This window comes from Streptomyces griseosporeus (assembly GCF_014656055.1).
In the GTDB taxonomy this organism is placed as follows: Bacteria; Actinomycetota; Actinomycetes; order Streptomycetales; family Streptomycetaceae; genus Streptomyces; species Streptomyces griseosporeus.
Map to the genome: position 1 here is coordinate 131,106 of NZ_BNBR01000005.1, position 15,128 is coordinate 146,233.

Annotated in this window: 12 protein-coding genes; 9 read left to right on the forward strand and 3 right to left on the reverse strand. The window is 74.1% G+C overall.

Annotated elements, in window-relative coordinates; genetic code table 11:
- Positions 1-104: 104 nt before the first annotated feature.
- The 3 genes from IE308_RS23630 (at position 105) to IE308_RS23640 (ending at position 2,801) form a co-directional block, all read left to right on the forward strand.
- Positions 105-932, forward strand: coding sequence for a glycerophosphodiester phosphodiesterase (locus IE308_RS23630; protein WP_190219475.1), 828 nt, complete (start codon positions 105-107; stop codon positions 930-932).
- A 93-nt stretch (positions 933-1,025) separates the two neighbouring features.
- Positions 1,026-1,664, forward strand: coding sequence for an ATP-binding protein (locus tag IE308_RS23635; protein ID WP_110629127.1), 639 nt, complete (start codon positions 1,026-1,028; stop codon positions 1,662-1,664).
- Positions 1,665-1,835: 171 nt separating this feature from the next.
- Entirely contained in the window at positions 1,836-2,801 is a 966-nt protein-coding gene (locus IE308_RS23640) for a DUF5926 family protein (protein WP_190219476.1), read from the forward strand.
- A gap of 303 nt (positions 2,802-3,104) precedes the next feature.
- On the opposite strand, the gene IE308_RS23645 is transcribed toward IE308_RS23640, so the two are convergent.
- Both IE308_RS23645 and IE308_RS23650 read right to left on the reverse strand, forming a co-directional pair.
- Entirely contained in the window at positions 3,105-3,752 is a 648-nt protein-coding gene (locus IE308_RS23645) for a hypothetical protein (protein ID WP_190219477.1), read from the reverse strand.
- A 57-nt stretch (positions 3,753-3,809) separates the two neighbouring features.
- Positions 3,810-4,475 carry a bifunctional DNA primase/polymerase gene (locus IE308_RS23650; protein WP_110629130.1) on the reverse strand — a complete coding sequence of 222 codons (666 nt, stop codon included), beginning with the start codon at positions 4,473-4,475 and terminating at the stop codon, positions 3,810-3,812.
- 535 nt (positions 4,476-5,010) lie between these two features.
- Here IE308_RS23650 and IE308_RS23655 point away from each other — a divergent pair.
- From IE308_RS23655 to IE308_RS23680, 6 genes are all read left to right on the forward strand, one after another.
- Positions 5,011-6,522 carry a PP2C family protein-serine/threonine phosphatase gene (locus IE308_RS23655; RefSeq protein WP_190219478.1) on the forward strand — a complete coding sequence of 504 codons (1,512 nt, stop codon included), beginning with the start codon at positions 5,011-5,013 and terminating at the stop codon, positions 6,520-6,522.
- A 93-nt stretch (positions 6,523-6,615) separates the two neighbouring features.
- Entirely contained in the window at positions 6,616-8,076 is a 1,461-nt protein-coding gene (locus tag IE308_RS23660; RefSeq protein WP_190219479.1) for an aminopeptidase P family protein, read from the forward strand.
- 111 nt (positions 8,077-8,187) lie between these two features.
- On the forward strand, positions 8,188-9,552 hold the full coding sequence (pdxR, locus tag IE308_RS23665) for a MocR-like pyridoxine biosynthesis transcription factor PdxR (RefSeq protein ID WP_190219480.1): 1,365 nt from the start codon (positions 8,188-8,190) through the stop codon (positions 9,550-9,552).
- 66 nt (positions 9,553-9,618) lie between these two features.
- Positions 9,619-9,927: a trypco2 family protein gene (locus IE308_RS23670; protein WP_110629133.1), complete on the forward strand. Its 309-nt coding sequence runs from the start codon at positions 9,619-9,621 to the stop codon at positions 9,925-9,927.
- A 22-nt stretch (positions 9,928-9,949) separates the two neighbouring features.
- Complete coding sequence (locus tag IE308_RS23675; protein WP_190219481.1) at positions 9,950-14,104, forward strand: trypsin-like peptidase domain-containing protein; 4,155 nt, start codon at positions 9,950-9,952, stop codon at positions 14,102-14,104.
- Entirely contained in the window at positions 14,101-14,553 is a 453-nt protein-coding gene (locus IE308_RS23680) for a DUF4913 domain-containing protein (protein ID WP_190219482.1), read from the forward strand. Before IE308_RS23675 ends, IE308_RS23680 begins: the two co-directional genes overlap by 4 nt.
- 22 nt (positions 14,554-14,575) lie before the next feature.
- Here the strand turns inward: IE308_RS23680 and IE308_RS23685 are convergent, their stop codons facing one another.
- On the reverse strand, positions 14,576-15,028 hold the full coding sequence (locus IE308_RS23685; protein WP_190219483.1) for an ATP-binding protein: 453 nt from the start codon (positions 15,026-15,028) through the stop codon (positions 14,576-14,578).
- Positions 15,029-15,128: the final 100 nt, after the last annotated feature.

Here is a 15,128-nt window from a genome sequence, read left to right on the forward strand (position 1 = left end):
GGCATTCTTTATATAGGATCTTTGCCGCATATCGGACGCACCTCGTGGTGCGTCAGCACCCCCTCGGCCCCACGCCTGCCCGCTCCCGGTGGCACCATGACGCGGTGACCCACGCACGACAGCACCACATCCAGGTCGTCGCCCACCGGGGAGCCTCCGAGGACGCCCCCGAACACACCCTGGCCGCGTACCGGAAGGCGATCGAGGACGGGGCGGACGCCCTCGAGTGCGACGTACGGCTGACCGCGGACGGCCACCTCGTGTGCGTGCACGACCGCCGCGTCAACCGCACCTCCAACGGCCGCGGCGCGGTCTCCGCGCTGGAGCTCGCCGACCTCGCCGCGCTCGACTTCGGCTCCTGGAAGACGCGGGAGGCCTGGCGCGGCCGCGACGAGGAGCCCGACTGGGAGCACCGGCCGGAGGACCTGGAGGCCACCTCCGTCCTCACCCTGGAGCGGCTGCTCGAACTCGTCGCCGACGCCGGGCGCCGCGTGGAGCTGGCCATCGAGACCAAGCACCCCACCCGCTGGGCGGGACAGGTCGAGGAGCGGCTGCTGCACCTGCTGAAACGGTTCGGGCTGGACGCGCCCGCCTCGGCCGCCCGGTCGCAGGTGCGGGTCATGAGCTTCTCGGCGCGCTCGCTGCACCGCGTGCGTGCCGCCTCGCCGACGCTGCCGACGGTCTATCTCATGCAGTTCGTCTCCCCGCGGTTGCGCGACGGGCGGCTGCCCGCCGGGGTGCGCATCGCGGGCCCGTCGATCCGGATCGTGCGCAACCACCCGGCCTACGTCGAACGCCTGAAGAAGGCGGGGCACCAGGTGCACGTGTGGACGGTCAACGAGCCGGCCGACGTGGACCTGTGCGCCCGGCTGGGCGTCGACGCCATCATCACCAACCGCCCGCGCGCGGTGTTGGACCGGCTCGGCCGCTGACCCCACACAGGCCCCGGCGGTCACCCGGGCATCACCTGTCACGCGGTCACACGGGGTGCTCCGGCGCGTTCGAACCGTAAACGATCGGTGTGAATGCGTCACCCAGCGTGCATTGGCCGGTTTCCGGTACAGGCCAATGGGGCATCGACCCATTGGCGTGGGGCGAAGGAGGTCTCGGGGGTGGCGTTGGTGGTGGCACAGGAGGTGCCCACGTCGTCGAGCATGGCCGTACCCCATGGCCCTGCGGGCGTGGGGAAAGCAAGACACCGGATGCGCGATCAGTTGCGCAGGAACGGCGTGGCGGAATCGGTCATCGACGATGCCGTACTGATCCTTTCCGAACTCTTGAGCAATGCGTGCAAACACGGCCGTCCGCTGGGGGACGCCCTCGCCGGGGACGGCGACGTCCGGGCCGCCTGGCGCGTGGACCCGACCGGCAGACTCGTCGTCGAGGTGACGGACGGTGGCGGGCCGACCCGCCCTGCCCCGGCCACCCCGTCGGTCACCGCGCACGGCGGGCGCGGGCTCAGCATCGTCACGGCACTGGCCGACGACTGGGGGGTACGGGACGACGTCCACGGCGAGGTCACGGTGTGGGTCGTCGTCCACGAGGACGTGTACGACCCGGACGCGGGCCACCGGCGCCATGACTTCGCCGCCCGTGTGGCGGCCCCGTCGGTGGCGTCCATGCCGGACCTGGACTTCACGGACGCCTTCGACGACCTGGACTGAGCCGCGGAACGGGACCGGACCCACGGACCCGGACCGACCCACGGACCGGTCCGCACCCAGGGCCACGGCGTTGTCCACAACCCGTGCCCCGTCCACAGGTTCCCGTCGACCCTGGCCGGAACGGCTAGGCTCCCGCCGTACCAGACGAGCCGTACCCGGGAGACACCCACGATGGCCAAGAAGCGACCCCAGACGAAGGCCAAGCGCCCGCAGATCACGGACGGGGAGATCCCGGTCGTCGGCGCTCGCGAGCCCTGCCCCTGCGGCAGCGGCCGGCGGTACAAGGCATGCCACGGCCGGGCCGCGGCACAGGCCGCGACCGAGCTGGTGCACCGTCCGTTCGAGGGGCTGCCCGGCGAGTGCGACTGGGTGGCGCTGCGCGAACTCGTCCCCGCCGCCACGGCCGAGCTGACCCTGAAGGACGGACTGCCCGAGGGCGTGCCGTCGGTGACGCTCGCGACCGTGCTGCCGATGGCCTGGCCGGCGCTGCGCCGCGACGACGGCTCGGTCCTGCTCGGCCTGCAGAACGACACGGCGTCGGGCGACATCAGCCGCGACCTCGCCGACACGCTCCAGCGAGCGCTCACCACGGAACCGGGCACTCCGGTCCAGGGCCGGCGCGCTCCGGCCGACGGTCCGCGGCTGCAGGACCTGATCGACCTGGACAGCGCTTTCGAGCCAGTTGTGCACAGCGGCTTCGAGTTCTGGGTCCCGGACGCGGAGAACGCGACGCCGGAGGTGACCGCCTCCCTGGAGCGGGCCAACGCCGCGGCCATCCCGACCGTGCGGCTGACCGGTGTCGACGCGGCCTACTGGTGCGAGACGCCGGACAAGAACCACCTGCGCTGGGTCATGCCGCACCCGGAGGAGCAGCTGCTGGACGCCCTCGCGCGGCTGCACGCCGCGGGCACCTCCAGCCTCGGCGAGGGCACCCGGCTGGTGGGCTCCTTCCGGGCGCACGGGCTGACGGTGCCGGTGTGGGACCTGCCCGGTTCGGTCGGCGCGGAGGAGATCGAGAAGCCGGCGGCCGAGTTCGCCGAGCGGCTGGCCGCCGCCCTGGCCACGGACGCCCCGCTGACCCCGGACGAGCGCCGGGCCCGCGGCGGCCTCACCAACCGGCAGGTCACGCTCAGCTGACGGCCGCCCGCTCCCGGCTGGTCCTCCGGGCGTCCCGATGACGGGGCGACCGGTCGGTTTCGGCGCCCCTCAGAAGGTGACTCCGGTCACAACTCGCTTGCTTCACAAGGGAGTCGGTGACCGGAGAACTCCGGCGCCACCCCCTCGGACGGTGTCCGAATAGGCGGGGGAGACATGAGATCGAATTTGCATGGGGCCGATCTCTTGTTACCGTTCCAGTAGCCCGGTTGCTGGTGCATCCCCCGTCGCCAGCAACCGGGTCTTTTCATGCCTGGGCTGACCTTTACAGAGTGACGTGAAGTGTCAACTGCCTGTGTGCGCCGGTGAATTGCTGCCGACCCGCAACAGCAGCGGTCCGCTCCCGCCGGCCTCCGCGAATTCGGTGATCGCCGTGTACGCGTCCGGCCGCCCCCGTGTCGGCTCCCGGGGCGTGTCGCACACCTCCGGCTCGTCCTCCGCGGCGACCGCGCAGCGCATCTGCACCGTCCGCCCCTGCGGCTCCATGAGGCTGAGTACGGCGTCCAGGGCGCGGCCGGTCGCGTTGCGGTAGTAGGTGCGCGCCCAGGTGTCCGTGCCCTGCGTCAGCACGCAGGTCTGCGCCTCGATGCCGTCGGGCGAGGTGAGTTCCGGGCCGCAGCGGGCGGCGGTGGCCAGGCCCAGGCCGAGCAGGTAGGGGGAGTCCGAGCCGGCCGGCGTCGGGGCGGAGGGCTGCCGGGCGGGCGGCTGCCCGGAGGACGGCTGCCGGGCGGGCGGCTGGCCCGAGGACGGCTGCCGGAGGGACGGCCCGTCCGAGGAGGCCTTCTCGTCCCCGTCGCCGTACACCCCGCTGCGCCCCGCCGCGGGCGCCACCGTGCGTTTCTCGTCGCCCGGCTGCCCCGCGGAGGCCACGGCCAGTGGCAGGGCGACAACGCAGGCCGCGGCGCCCGCGAGGGCGAGGAGGCGAAGGTTCATGGCAAGGGAAGATAACGAGCGCGCGCACGGCAGCCCTTCCGTGCGCGCCCGACACCCCTACAACTCGGGCGCGCTCACACCCGTACGAGTGAGGGCCTCGACGACCGCGTCCACCACGGCCTCCACATCGGGCACCCACGGCGAGGCCGAGCCGGGCAGCGGTGCGCGTTCCCAGCGGATGGTGCCGAGGCCGGTCTCGGACGGGGGCAGCGCGAGATAGCCGCCCTCGCCGTGGAAGCGCAGGGAGCCGGGCACGAAGTCCTGGGCGTACAGCAGTTCGCCCAACTGCTCCATGGAGTAGGGGCGCACGAGGATCGACCAGCGTGCCGGTGTGGCGACGACCGGGCCCAGGCGCATGCCCTTGCGGTCGAGCGCGGCGAGCGCGCGGGCGGCCGGCAGGGCCGGCAGGCTCACCGCGCACGGCGCCGTGCCGCCGGTGGCGAGGATGATCGGCGCCGTCGGCCGGTTGGTCCACCACCAGCGCACCATGCGCTCGTCCGCGGTGGCGGCGAGGAGGCCGGGTTCGAAGGGGTGGGCGCCGGGGACCGTGCACTCCGGGTCGGGGCAGCCGCAGCGGGAGTGCCCCTGCGGGTCGGCCGCCACACCGGGCAGTACGGGCCATCGCCACTGCGTGGCGAAGGTGAGGGCCGCGCTGATCAACTCAGGCCCGCCGCCCTTCCGCTGGGACAGACGCCTGCGTCGCCTTCCGAGGATCTCGCGCATGAGCGCTCGTTCCTTTCCGTTGCACGCCTGGCAACACCGTGGGTCCACATCACACCATGTGTCGATCACTTCACTGTGCGTACCTGTTGGCGCATCACACCCCCGCGCCGGGCAGGGGGAACCCCTCATGGGTCGAGCGTTGCAGCTCCCGCGGCCGCTCGGCCCTCGTGCGTCTCTCGCTCAGTCAATGGTGCTTCTGCCCGAGCATGGGCGTGGCGTGGGGTGGCGAAGTATGGCGTTTTGCTGTCGCGCGTACTTCTCTTCGCCTCCGCCACGGGAGGATGGGGCACGGTCGTCGGTGGCTAGGACGCCCGGTTCGGTCACCAGGTTCCGGGTGGCCCCAACCACCCCTGGTCCTCACCGAGTACGTACCCATCACGACCGTTGTGACGCTCCGTGGAGCAAGCCCAGTCGACCGCAATCACCCGTTACCCGAGGCAGTTTTAAGCCAACTTTGCTATTCCGCAAGGGGTTACCGCCGGGAGCCTTGAAACGTCCCGACCGCCCCACGGACACCAGGAATCCCAGCAGGACAATGCTGGACATCCCCTCACGAGTGCGTGTACATGTGGAGACACTGCTAGCGGCGCAGAATGACATGGGGGTTTGCGATGCTTTTGAGCAATACGCACCGGTCGGAAAGCCGGACGCCATGAATGCCCCTCACCCTTCGAAAGTGGCCGGAATCGATTCAACGGTGCCCGCCCCCGCCCACACTGTCGCGCCCGCGACGACCGCGCCCGCAGGTTCCCCGGTCCCCCCGCCGCACGCCCCCGGCGCCCTGCTCCAGGACCGTCTCGCCGGCTGGGTCTCCGACCTCACGACCCTGCACGAACTCACCGAACGCCTGGCCCGCACGGACGCGCTCGACGGCGCGCTCCAGGAGGTGCTGCGCGCCGGAGCCGCCCTGGTCGGCGCCCGCCGCGGGCTCGTCGTCCTGGAACCGGCCGACGGGCTCGGCCCCGACACCACCATCGGCCTCGGCCTCGCCCGCGCCGACCTCGGCCACATCGAGACCGTCCCGCGCAGCGCCCTGTCCTACGGCCGCATCCTGGAGGGACTGCCCGGCTGCGACGGCGCCGTCGCCGAGCCGGACCTGTTCGCCGCGGACGGGCTCGACCCCCGCCACCGCGAGGTGGCCGCCCGCCTCGGCTACGCCGCCAGCTACGCCCTCCCGCTGACCACCGGGACCGCCGGCCGCCTCGGCGCCGCCGTCTGGCTCTACGACGAGCCCGCCGAGCCCAGCGAGCGCCAACAGCACCTGATCGGTCTGTACGCCCGCCACGCCGCCGAACACCTCGCGCGCCTGCTGGAGGTGGAGCGCACGCGCGCGTCCATGCGGACGATGAGCGAGGAACTGCTGCCCTCCCGGCTGCCCCGCGTCTCCGGCATCCAGCTCGCCGCCCGGCACCGCACCGGGCCGCGCGGCGGCGGCGACTGGTACGACGCGCTGCCGCTGCCGGACGCGGCCCTCGGCCTCGCCGTCGGCGCGGTCACCGGCTCCGGCCCGAGCGCCGTCGCCGCGATGGGCCGGCTGCGGGCGTCGCTGCGGGCGTACGCCGTGATGGAGGGCGAGGACCCGGTCGCCGTCCTGTCCGACCTGGAGCTGCTGCTGCGGCTGACCGAGCCGGCCCGCTCGGCGACCGCGCTGTTCGCCTACTGCGAGCCCGCGCTGCGCAAGATCACCCTGGCGGGGGCCGGGCACTGCCCGCCGCTGGTCGTGGGTGAGCGGCGCACGGAGTTCGTCGAGACGTCCGTGTCCGCCCCGCTGGGCATGCTCGCCTGCTGGGAGGCGCCCAGCGTGGAGCTGACGGCCGAGCCCGGCGAAACGGTGCTGCTCTACACCGACGGGCTGCTGCACCGTACCGGCGACCCCGTCGACCGGGCCTTCGCGCGGCTGCACGCCGCGGCGGCCGGGGTGCCGAGGGCGCTCAGGCAGGACCCGGACGCGATCGCCGGGCACGTGCTGCGGACGGTGCTGCCGGACGGGCTGGACGCGGCGGACTCCGAGGAGGACGTGGTGCTGCTGGCGGCGCGGTTCGAGTAGCCGAGGTGTCGGAGATGTAACAGGCCCTTCGCCCCGGTGCCCCCTTCTGTACGACCGTACGATGGACGTGGTCCAGTGCCGTACCCAAGGAGGATGACCGTGGCGGAAGAGCTCCCGGAGACCCCGGAGACCTCGGAGGAAGAGCCGATCAAGCAGCGGAAGAACGGACTGTACCCGGGCGTGTCCGACGAGCTTGCCGAGAACATGAAGTCCGGCTGGGCCGACACCGAGCTGCGCGACCTGCAGCCGATCGCCCAGGCCGCCGAGACCGCCGCCCGCCGCGCCGCGCTGTCCGCGCGCTTCCCCGGCGAGCGCCTGGTGATCCCCGCGGGCAACCTGAAGGTGCGGTCGAACGACACGGAGTACCCCTTCCGTGCCTCCGTCGAGTACGCGTACCTCACCGGCAACCAGACCGAGGACGGCGTCCTCGTCCTGGAGCCCAAGGGCGACGGCCACGAGCCCACGATCTACCTCCTGCCCCGCTCCGACCGGGAGAACGGCGAGTTCTGGCTCTCCGGCCAGGGCGAGCTGTGGGTCGGCCGCCGCCACTCCCTGACCGAGGCGGAGAAGCTGTACGGCATCCCCGCCTCCGACGTGCGCGAGCTGCCCGGCAAGCTGCGCGAGGCCACCGGCCCGGTCCGCGTCGTGCGCGGCCACGACGCCGGCATCGAGGCCGCGCTGACCGACAAGGTCACCGCCGAGCGAGACGAGGAGCTGCGCGTCTTCCTCTCCGAGGCCCGCCTGGTCAAGGACGACTTCGAGATCGGCGAGCTGCAGAAGGCCGTCGACTCGACCGTGCGCGGCTTCGAGGACGTCGTGAAGGTCCTCGACAAGGCCGAGGCGACGAGCGAGCGCTACATCGAGGGCACGTTCTTCCTCCGCGCGCGCGTCGAGGGCAACGACGTCGGCTACGGCACGATCGCCGCGGCCGGCCCGCACGCCTGCACGCTGCACTGGGTGCGCAACGACGGCCCCGTCCGCTCCGGCGACCTGCTGCTGCTGGACGCCGGCGTCGAGACGCACACGTACTACACCGCCGACGTCACCCGCACCCTGCCGGTCAACGGCCGGTTCAGCGACATCCAGCGGAAGATTTACGACGCGGTGTACGAGGCGCAGGAGGCCGGCATCGCGGCGGTCAAGCCGGGCGCCAAGTACCGGGACTTCCACGACGCGGCCCAGCGGGTGCTCGCCGAGAGGCTCGTCGAGTGGGGCCTGGTCGAGGGGCCGGTCGAGCGGGTGCTGGAGCTGGGCCTGCAGCGCCGGTGGACGCTGCACGGCACCGGTCACATGCTCGGCATGGACGTCCACGACTGCGCCGCCGCGCGGACCGAGACGTACGTGGACGGCGTCCTGGAGCCGGGCATGTGCCTCACCGTCGAGCCGGGGCTGTACTTCCAGGCCGACGACCTGACCGTGCCGGAGGAGTACCGGGGGATCGGCGTGCGGATCGAGGACGACATCCTGGTGACGGAGGACGGGAACCGGAACCTGTCCGCCGCGCTGCCTCGCCGTTCCGACGAGGTCGAGGCGTGGATGGCGTCGCTGCGGTAACGCTGACGTCGTGAGTGATGGCCGGGTACCGGTGGGGTGCCCGGCCTTTCGTCGCGGGCTGACGGGTGCCGGGCCGTTCGTGCGGTCTCCGCGCCCCTGGGGGGAGTCGGTGTGGACCTGCATGTCGAGCTGGACGGGGCCGACGGCCGGCGGGCCGGGCTGGAGCGGGCCCTTCGGGAGGCCGTGCGGGACGGGCGGCTCGCGCCGGGTGAGCGGTTGCCGGCGACGCGGGCGCTCGCCGTCGAGCTGGGGATCTCGCGGAACACCGTGAAGGCGGCGTACGACCAGCTGGTCGCCGAGGGATACCTGACCGCCCGGCAGGGCTCGGGCACCCGGGTCGCCTCGCTGCCCGCCGAGGACGCCGCGGCACCACAGGCGGCGGCACGCGCGCGTGCCCCGCGTTTCGATCTGCGGCCCGGCAGCCCGGACGTCGGGGCGTTCCCGGCCGCTGCCTGGGTGCGGGCGCTGCGCCGGGCCATCGCGGCGGCCCCCTCACTGGCGTACGACTACGGCGACCCGCGCGGGCGCCTCGAACTGCGGCAGGCGCTGTCGGGGTATCTGGGGCGCGCGCGGGGTGTCATCGCGCCCCCGGAGCGGATCGTCGTCACCTCCGGGTACGTGCAGGGGCTGGCGCTGCTGACCCGGGTGCTGGACGGCGCGACCGTGGCCATGGAGGACCCGGGGCTGCCCTTCCACCGGGAGGTCGTCCGGCGCAACGGCGGCACGGTGGTGCCGGTGCCGGTCGACGAGCGGGGCGCCCGCGCCGAGGGGCTGGGGGAGGCGTCGGCCGTCGTGGTCACGCCCGCGCACCAGTACCCGACGGGCGTGACCCTGCACCCCGAGCGGCGGCGGGCGCTGACCGACTGGGCACGCGCGCGTGGCGGGCTGATCGTCGAGGACGACTACGACGGGGAGTTCCGTTACGACCGCCAGCCCGTCGGCGCGCTCCAGGGCATGGCGCCGGGGCAGGTGGCGTACCTGGGGACGGCGTCCAAGACGCTCGGGCCGGGGCTGCGGCTGGGCTGGATGGTGCTGCCGCCGCACCTGGTCGACGCGGTCGCCGACGCCAAGCTGCACAGCGACCACCACACCGAGTCGATCGGCCAGCTGGCCCTCGCCGAACTGATCGACAGCCACGCCTACGACCGTCATGTGCGGGCCTGCCGGCTGCGCTACCGGCGCCGCCGCGACCAGCTCCTGGACCGGCTCGGCGGCCGGCGGGGCGTGCGCGGTGTCGCGGCCGGGCTGCACGCGCTGGTGGAGGTCGCCGACGAGAAGGAGGTCCTGGCCCGGGCCGAGGCGGAGGGGCTCGCGCTGGGGTGCCTGGGGGAGCACTGGCACGCTCCGGGCGGGCCCGGCGCGGAGCGTCCGCAGGGGATCGTCGTCGGGTACGGCACGCCGCGGGAACGGGCGTACCCGGAGGCGCTGGAGGTGCTGGCACGGGTGCTGAACTCGGCCGCCGGTTCCTCGTCCTGACTGCGGATCACGGTCCGACTCCCTAGAATCGGGGCCACACGAGGGTGTGGTGACGGGGGGTTCGGTGTGGCACGCGACGGGCACGACGAGAGTTTCCTGGATCTGGCCGACGCCATCGACGTGCTGCGCGCCCAGTTGTCGGAGGCCCAGCGCCGGGGCCAGGACTCGCCGTTGCGGTTCGTGCTCGGGGAGATCACCGCGGAGTTCGAGGTCGAGCTGGTGCGCTCGCGGAACGGCGGCGGGGCGCTGCGGTTCGGGGTCGTGGAGGCCAACGCCCGCGGCGAGCGCAGCGCGCGGTCGGTGCAGCGGGTGACGCTGCGGCTCAACCCCGAGCAGCGCGGCGGCGGTTCCGTGGCCGTCGGCGACACCGAGTGAGCCGGGCGTCCGGGGCGGGCCGATGCAGGAGCAGCAGGTCGTCAAGGTCCGCGGGACGGGCTTCGGCAGCGGCTATCTGATCGCGCCGCGGCTGGTGCTGACCGCCGCCCATCTGGTGCCGGAGGTGGCCGGCGAGGCGGAGGTCGTCCTTCCCGAGACGTCGGCCCGGGTGGCCGCGGTCGTACGGTGGCGCCGGCTCGACGCGGACCATGTCGTGGACGCCGCGCTGCTGGAGATCCCCGCCGGCCGGGACTGGCCCGTGCCCCCGTCGCTGCGCGGCGCGTACGGCCGGCGGCCGCAGCGCTGGGGGCGGTGCGTGACGGGCGGCACCGAGCTGAGCGTCGTGGCGACCGGCTTCCCCCGGCAGCAGCGCGCCCGGGACGAGCGGAACCCCGAGGTGGTCGTCCGGGACCGGGAGGAGCTGAAGGGGCGGATCCGGCCGCACGGAGGCGCAGGGAACTTCGAGATCCTCGACGACATGGGCCTGCTGGCCTTCGACACCGCGGAACTCGACGCGGCCACCGCCGCCGGGACCACCGCCTGGTCCGGGATGTCGGGCGCGGCCGTCTTCCCCGAGAAGGAGGACCTGCTGCTCGGCCTGGTGACCGAGGACCGGCGGCCGGGTCAGGGCACCCGGCTGCGCTACACCCGCAGCGAGGACCTGCTGGCCTGCGACGCCTTCCGGGCGGTGGTCCACGAGGTCACCTCGGTCGAACCGCAGTGCGAAGCGGTGGAGCTGGCGCATTTGCTGGAGCCGGCGCCGCCGCAGCGCGCGGTGGCCTCGCCCAGCATGCTGCTGCGCGCCGACGCCGAGGTGGTGTCCTTCCACGGCCGGCAGGACACCCTCGACGACCTGACGCGCTGGTGTCTGACGGACCCGGACGGCCTGCCCGCGGTGTGCGTGCTCACCGCGCCCGGCGGGCAGGGCAAGACCCGTCTGGCGCGGCGGCTGATGGCGCAGCTGCGCGGGCGCGGCTGGGTCGCCGGACAGGTGGTGCGCGAGCCGGGCGACCTGCGGGTGCTGCGGACCGTCCAGCATCCGCTGCTGCTGGTCGTCGACTACGCGGAGACCCGGCCCGAGTTGGTGGGGCGGCTGGAGGAGCACGCCCGGCACATCCGGCACCCGGTGCGGCTGCTACTGCTCGCCCGCTCGGCCGGCTCCTGGCAGGACACGGTACGGGCCCGGGTGACCGGCTCCGTCCACACCATCCGCCTGCACGCGCTGAGCCCGGACGCCGGCGAGCGGGAGCGGGCGTTCCGGACGGCGGCCCGTGACCTCGCCCGCCGGCTGGCCGAGGTGACCGGCAGGGCGGACATCGACTGGTCCCGGATCGCCGAGACCGTCCCGGCGCCCCGGCGGCGCGGGGCCACCGGCGCGGAGACGGCCCTGACGCTGCAGATGGAGGCCCTGCTGGCGCTGCTGCGCCAGGTGCCGGTCGACCGGTCGGGCGACGACACGCCCGAGGACCAGCTGCTGCGGCACGAGCACCGGTACTGGCAGGACACCGCCCGCGGCATCGGCCTGGGGCCGCGCGTGGACCGGGTGCTCGCCCCGGCCGTTGCGGCCGCCGCGCTGTGCCCGGCGCAGGACGAGGACGAGGCCTGCCGGACCGTCACCCGTCTGCTGCCCGAGCCGCTGCGGGAGGTGGCCGGGGACCTCGCCTTCTGGCTGTGCGAGCTGTATCCCCCGTCCGACGACCGCTACTGGGGGCCACTGGAGCCCGACCGGGTCGCCGAGCACCATGCGTCCGCGCTGATCAGGCAGGACGCGGGGCTGCTGCGGAGACTGTTCGGCGGGGCTCCGGACCACCAGCGCGCCCACACGCTGACCGTGCTGGCCCGCGCGGCGGTGGCCCACGCCAACGACGGTCACGCCGACCGGGCGCAGGCCGTCGTCGGCCGGCTGCGGGAGACGCTGCGCACGGTCCCCGCCGAAGCGCCGCTGACGGTCGGTCTGCTGCGCGGGCACGCCGACACGCTGCCGGAGCAGTCGCATCTGCTGCGTGAGTACGCGCTCGACGTGGCCCGCGAGCTGGACCGGCTGTGCGACGGGGCGCCGGAGGACTCCCCGCGAGCCCGGCGTGACCGCGCCTGGGCCCGGCACCATCTCGCCCTGCGGCATCTGGCCGTCGGGAACTGGGAGGAGGCCCGGCGGGCGGCCGAGGACGCGGTGGCGCTGTGCGAGCGGGCGGCGGCCGACGGGGCGACCGGCACCCGGACCGAGTGGGCCGACGCGCTGCTGGTGCTGTCCGAGGCCTGCCTCAAGGCCGGGCACCTGACCCAGGCGCACCGCACCGGGGAGCGGGCGCTCGGCCTGTACCGCGCGCTGGTCGAGGAGGACGGGCCGGAACAGGAGCGCCGCGAGCACGGGCTGGTGCGGGCGCTGGTGAACCAGTCGTACGTCGTCTGGCAGCTCGACCCCGACTCGGTCTCCTTCGACCAGGTCGGCAGGTCCGACGAGCACACCGAGGAGGCGGTGCGGCGCGCCCGGGAGCTGGCGGACCGCCACCCCGACCTGGACCCGCTGCTGCTGCACAAGACGCTGGTGGCGCGCGGCACGAACCTGTGGCGTTTCCGGCGCGGCACCGAAGCCCTGACGATGAGCGAGGAGGCCGTCGACAACGCCCGCAGGCTGGCGGCGGAGAACCCCGACGCCTACACGGCGGACCTCGCCCGGGCCCTGATGGGCCTGGCGGTCGACTACAACGCCGCCTCCCGGCCCCGGGGCGAGGCCATGGCGCTGGAACGCGAGGCGATCGCACTGCTGGAGCCCCTGGCCCGGGACCTCCCCGGCGTCCACGGCCCCAACCTGGCGCAACTGCTGCTCAACGTCTCCCACGACCAGCGCGCGGACGACCCCGAGGGGGCCCGGGCGTCCATCGAACAGGCGATCACGATCCGGCGCTCGCTGGCCGACGGCACGGCGGAGGCGGTCCGGGTGAGGGGCACCGGCGAGGCCGGCGGCCTCCCCGAGTCCGCGCCGCCGAGCGGTACCGGCCTCCCCGAGCCGGGCAGCACCGGCACCGGCACCGGCACCCCCGAGGGCGTACCCGCCGGTGGTGTCGGTGTGCCCGAGCTGGCCCGGGCCGTCAGCGCGCTCGGCTATCTGGAGGCGGACGCTGGGAACGACCTGGAGGCGGTGGAGCACTTCGAGGAGGCGCTGCGGCTGTACGCGCTGGCACCGCTCCCGCTCAGCGCGAGCGCGCTGCACGCCCGCTCCGGCACCGCGTCCGCGCTCGCGCTGGCCTACGACGCGCTGGACCGCCCGGCGCGGGCGCAGGCCGTCCTCACCCAGGCGCTCGACATCCGGCACCGCCTCTTCGAGTACGCCCCCAGCCTCTACACGCAGGGGTACGCCGCCACCCTGCACGACGGCTCCGACCTGTACCGCCGGCACGCCCGGCACGCCGCCGTCCGCGTCCTGCTGCGCCAGGCCCTGCCGCACTACCGCCGGCTGGCCCGCGAGGACGCCGGGGACGACCGGGACGGCGCCGAGGGCCGCGAGGGGCTGGCGTTCTGCCTGCACGACCTGGGCACGAGCTACCTGGCGGGCTGGGGGCTGACGGCTCCCCGGGCCGTTCCGCTGCTGCGCGAGGCGTACGAGCTGCGGCGGGACCTGGCCGCCGAGGACGCGCGGCACGAGGTCTTCCTGGCCGACACCTGCGGGCAGCTCGCCCGGGCCCTGACGTTGACGAGCCGCTTCCGGGAGGCCGTACCCGTGGCCGGACACGAGGTGCGCCTGCGGGAGAAGCTGCTCGTCACGGACCGGGCAGGCCAGGAGAAGGCCCACTGCTTCGCCCTGCTCCGGCTGGCCGAGTCCCGGGCCGCGGCGGGGTACGCAAACGCCGCCTGGCGCACCGCGCTGGCGGCGGAGAGGGCCTGCCGGGCGCTGACGGACCACCCCGGTCTGTCCCCCGCGCAGCGGGCCGGCCTGCTCCACGGGCTGGCCCGGGCACTGCACCTGTGCGGGCGCGGACACTGGCACCGGGCCGTGCGCGCGGTGGAACCGGCGCGGCGGGCCGTCGACATCCGCCGGGACCTGTGGGACCGCGACCCGAGCAGTGACGACAGCGGGCTGCGCTGGTCGCTGCGGTTGCTCACGACGATCCTCGACAGCGTCGGCCGGCACGACGAGGCCCGCGCCGCCGTTCTCGCACAAAGGAGTGTGCCGTCATGACCTCACCCGGCCAGGAGGAGCGGACCGAGTCGCCGGAGGACATCCGGCGCGAGGAGGAAGAGGCCGCCCGCGCGGAGGAGTTGTTCTACGGGAACGTCAACGAGTTCGTCACCGAGCGGCTGGCGTACCTGCTGACCCCGCCCACCCCGGCATCCGGCCGGGCGTGGTGCCCGGAGTGGTACCGGCACGCCCAGGCGCTGTCCCGGCTGGACGCGCTGTGGCGGGCCTGGGAGATGCTGCGCTTCGACTCCGCCCTCGGCATGTCGAACTGGTGGCTGCACCACGCGGACCCGCACTGGCGTGCCCTGACCGACCCGGTCACCGGTCCGTTCGCGCACTGCGCGGACGGCCACCGCGATCCCGAACCGCTGCCGCTCGCGACGCCGCCCGACGGACTCTTCGTCGACCAGCGGCGGTCCGAGGCCCGCGACCCCTTCGCCCTCGACTGAGCGCCCCCGCGACCAGGGGGTGTCACACCGCCACGAGCGGCGCGTCCTCGCGCCACTTGAGGATCTTGTCGAAGCTCACCACCGCGCCGCCCCGGCCCCCCGGCCGGCTGGCGATGTGGACGTGGTCGGCGAGCTGGCGGATCAGGTGCAGGCCGCGGCCGTGCTCGGCGTCCTCGTGCGGGGCGCGCGTGCCGCGCGGGTCGGCGGGGGCGAAGCCCGGGCCGGAGTCGGTGACCTCGATCCGGCACATCTCGCCGTCGAGGTAGGCGGTGACGCGGTAGGCGCCGGCGCCGCCGGACGCGGTGCCGCCGCCGTGCTCGACGGCGTTGGCGCAGGCCTCGGTGAGGGCGACGGAGAGGTCGTAGGAGATGTCGGGGTCGACGCCCGCCGTCTCCATGGTGCCGAGCAGCAGGCGCCGGGCCAGCGGCACGCTCGCAGCCTCGCGCCGCAGATGGAGTGACCACCAGATGCTCATGCTCCAGCCTCCTGGCCGCGGCTCGACATACCGTTACGTATTGCCGCCCGTACCCTTGCGTAAGCCCGGAATTGACGTGATGCCGCCCATATGGGGGATG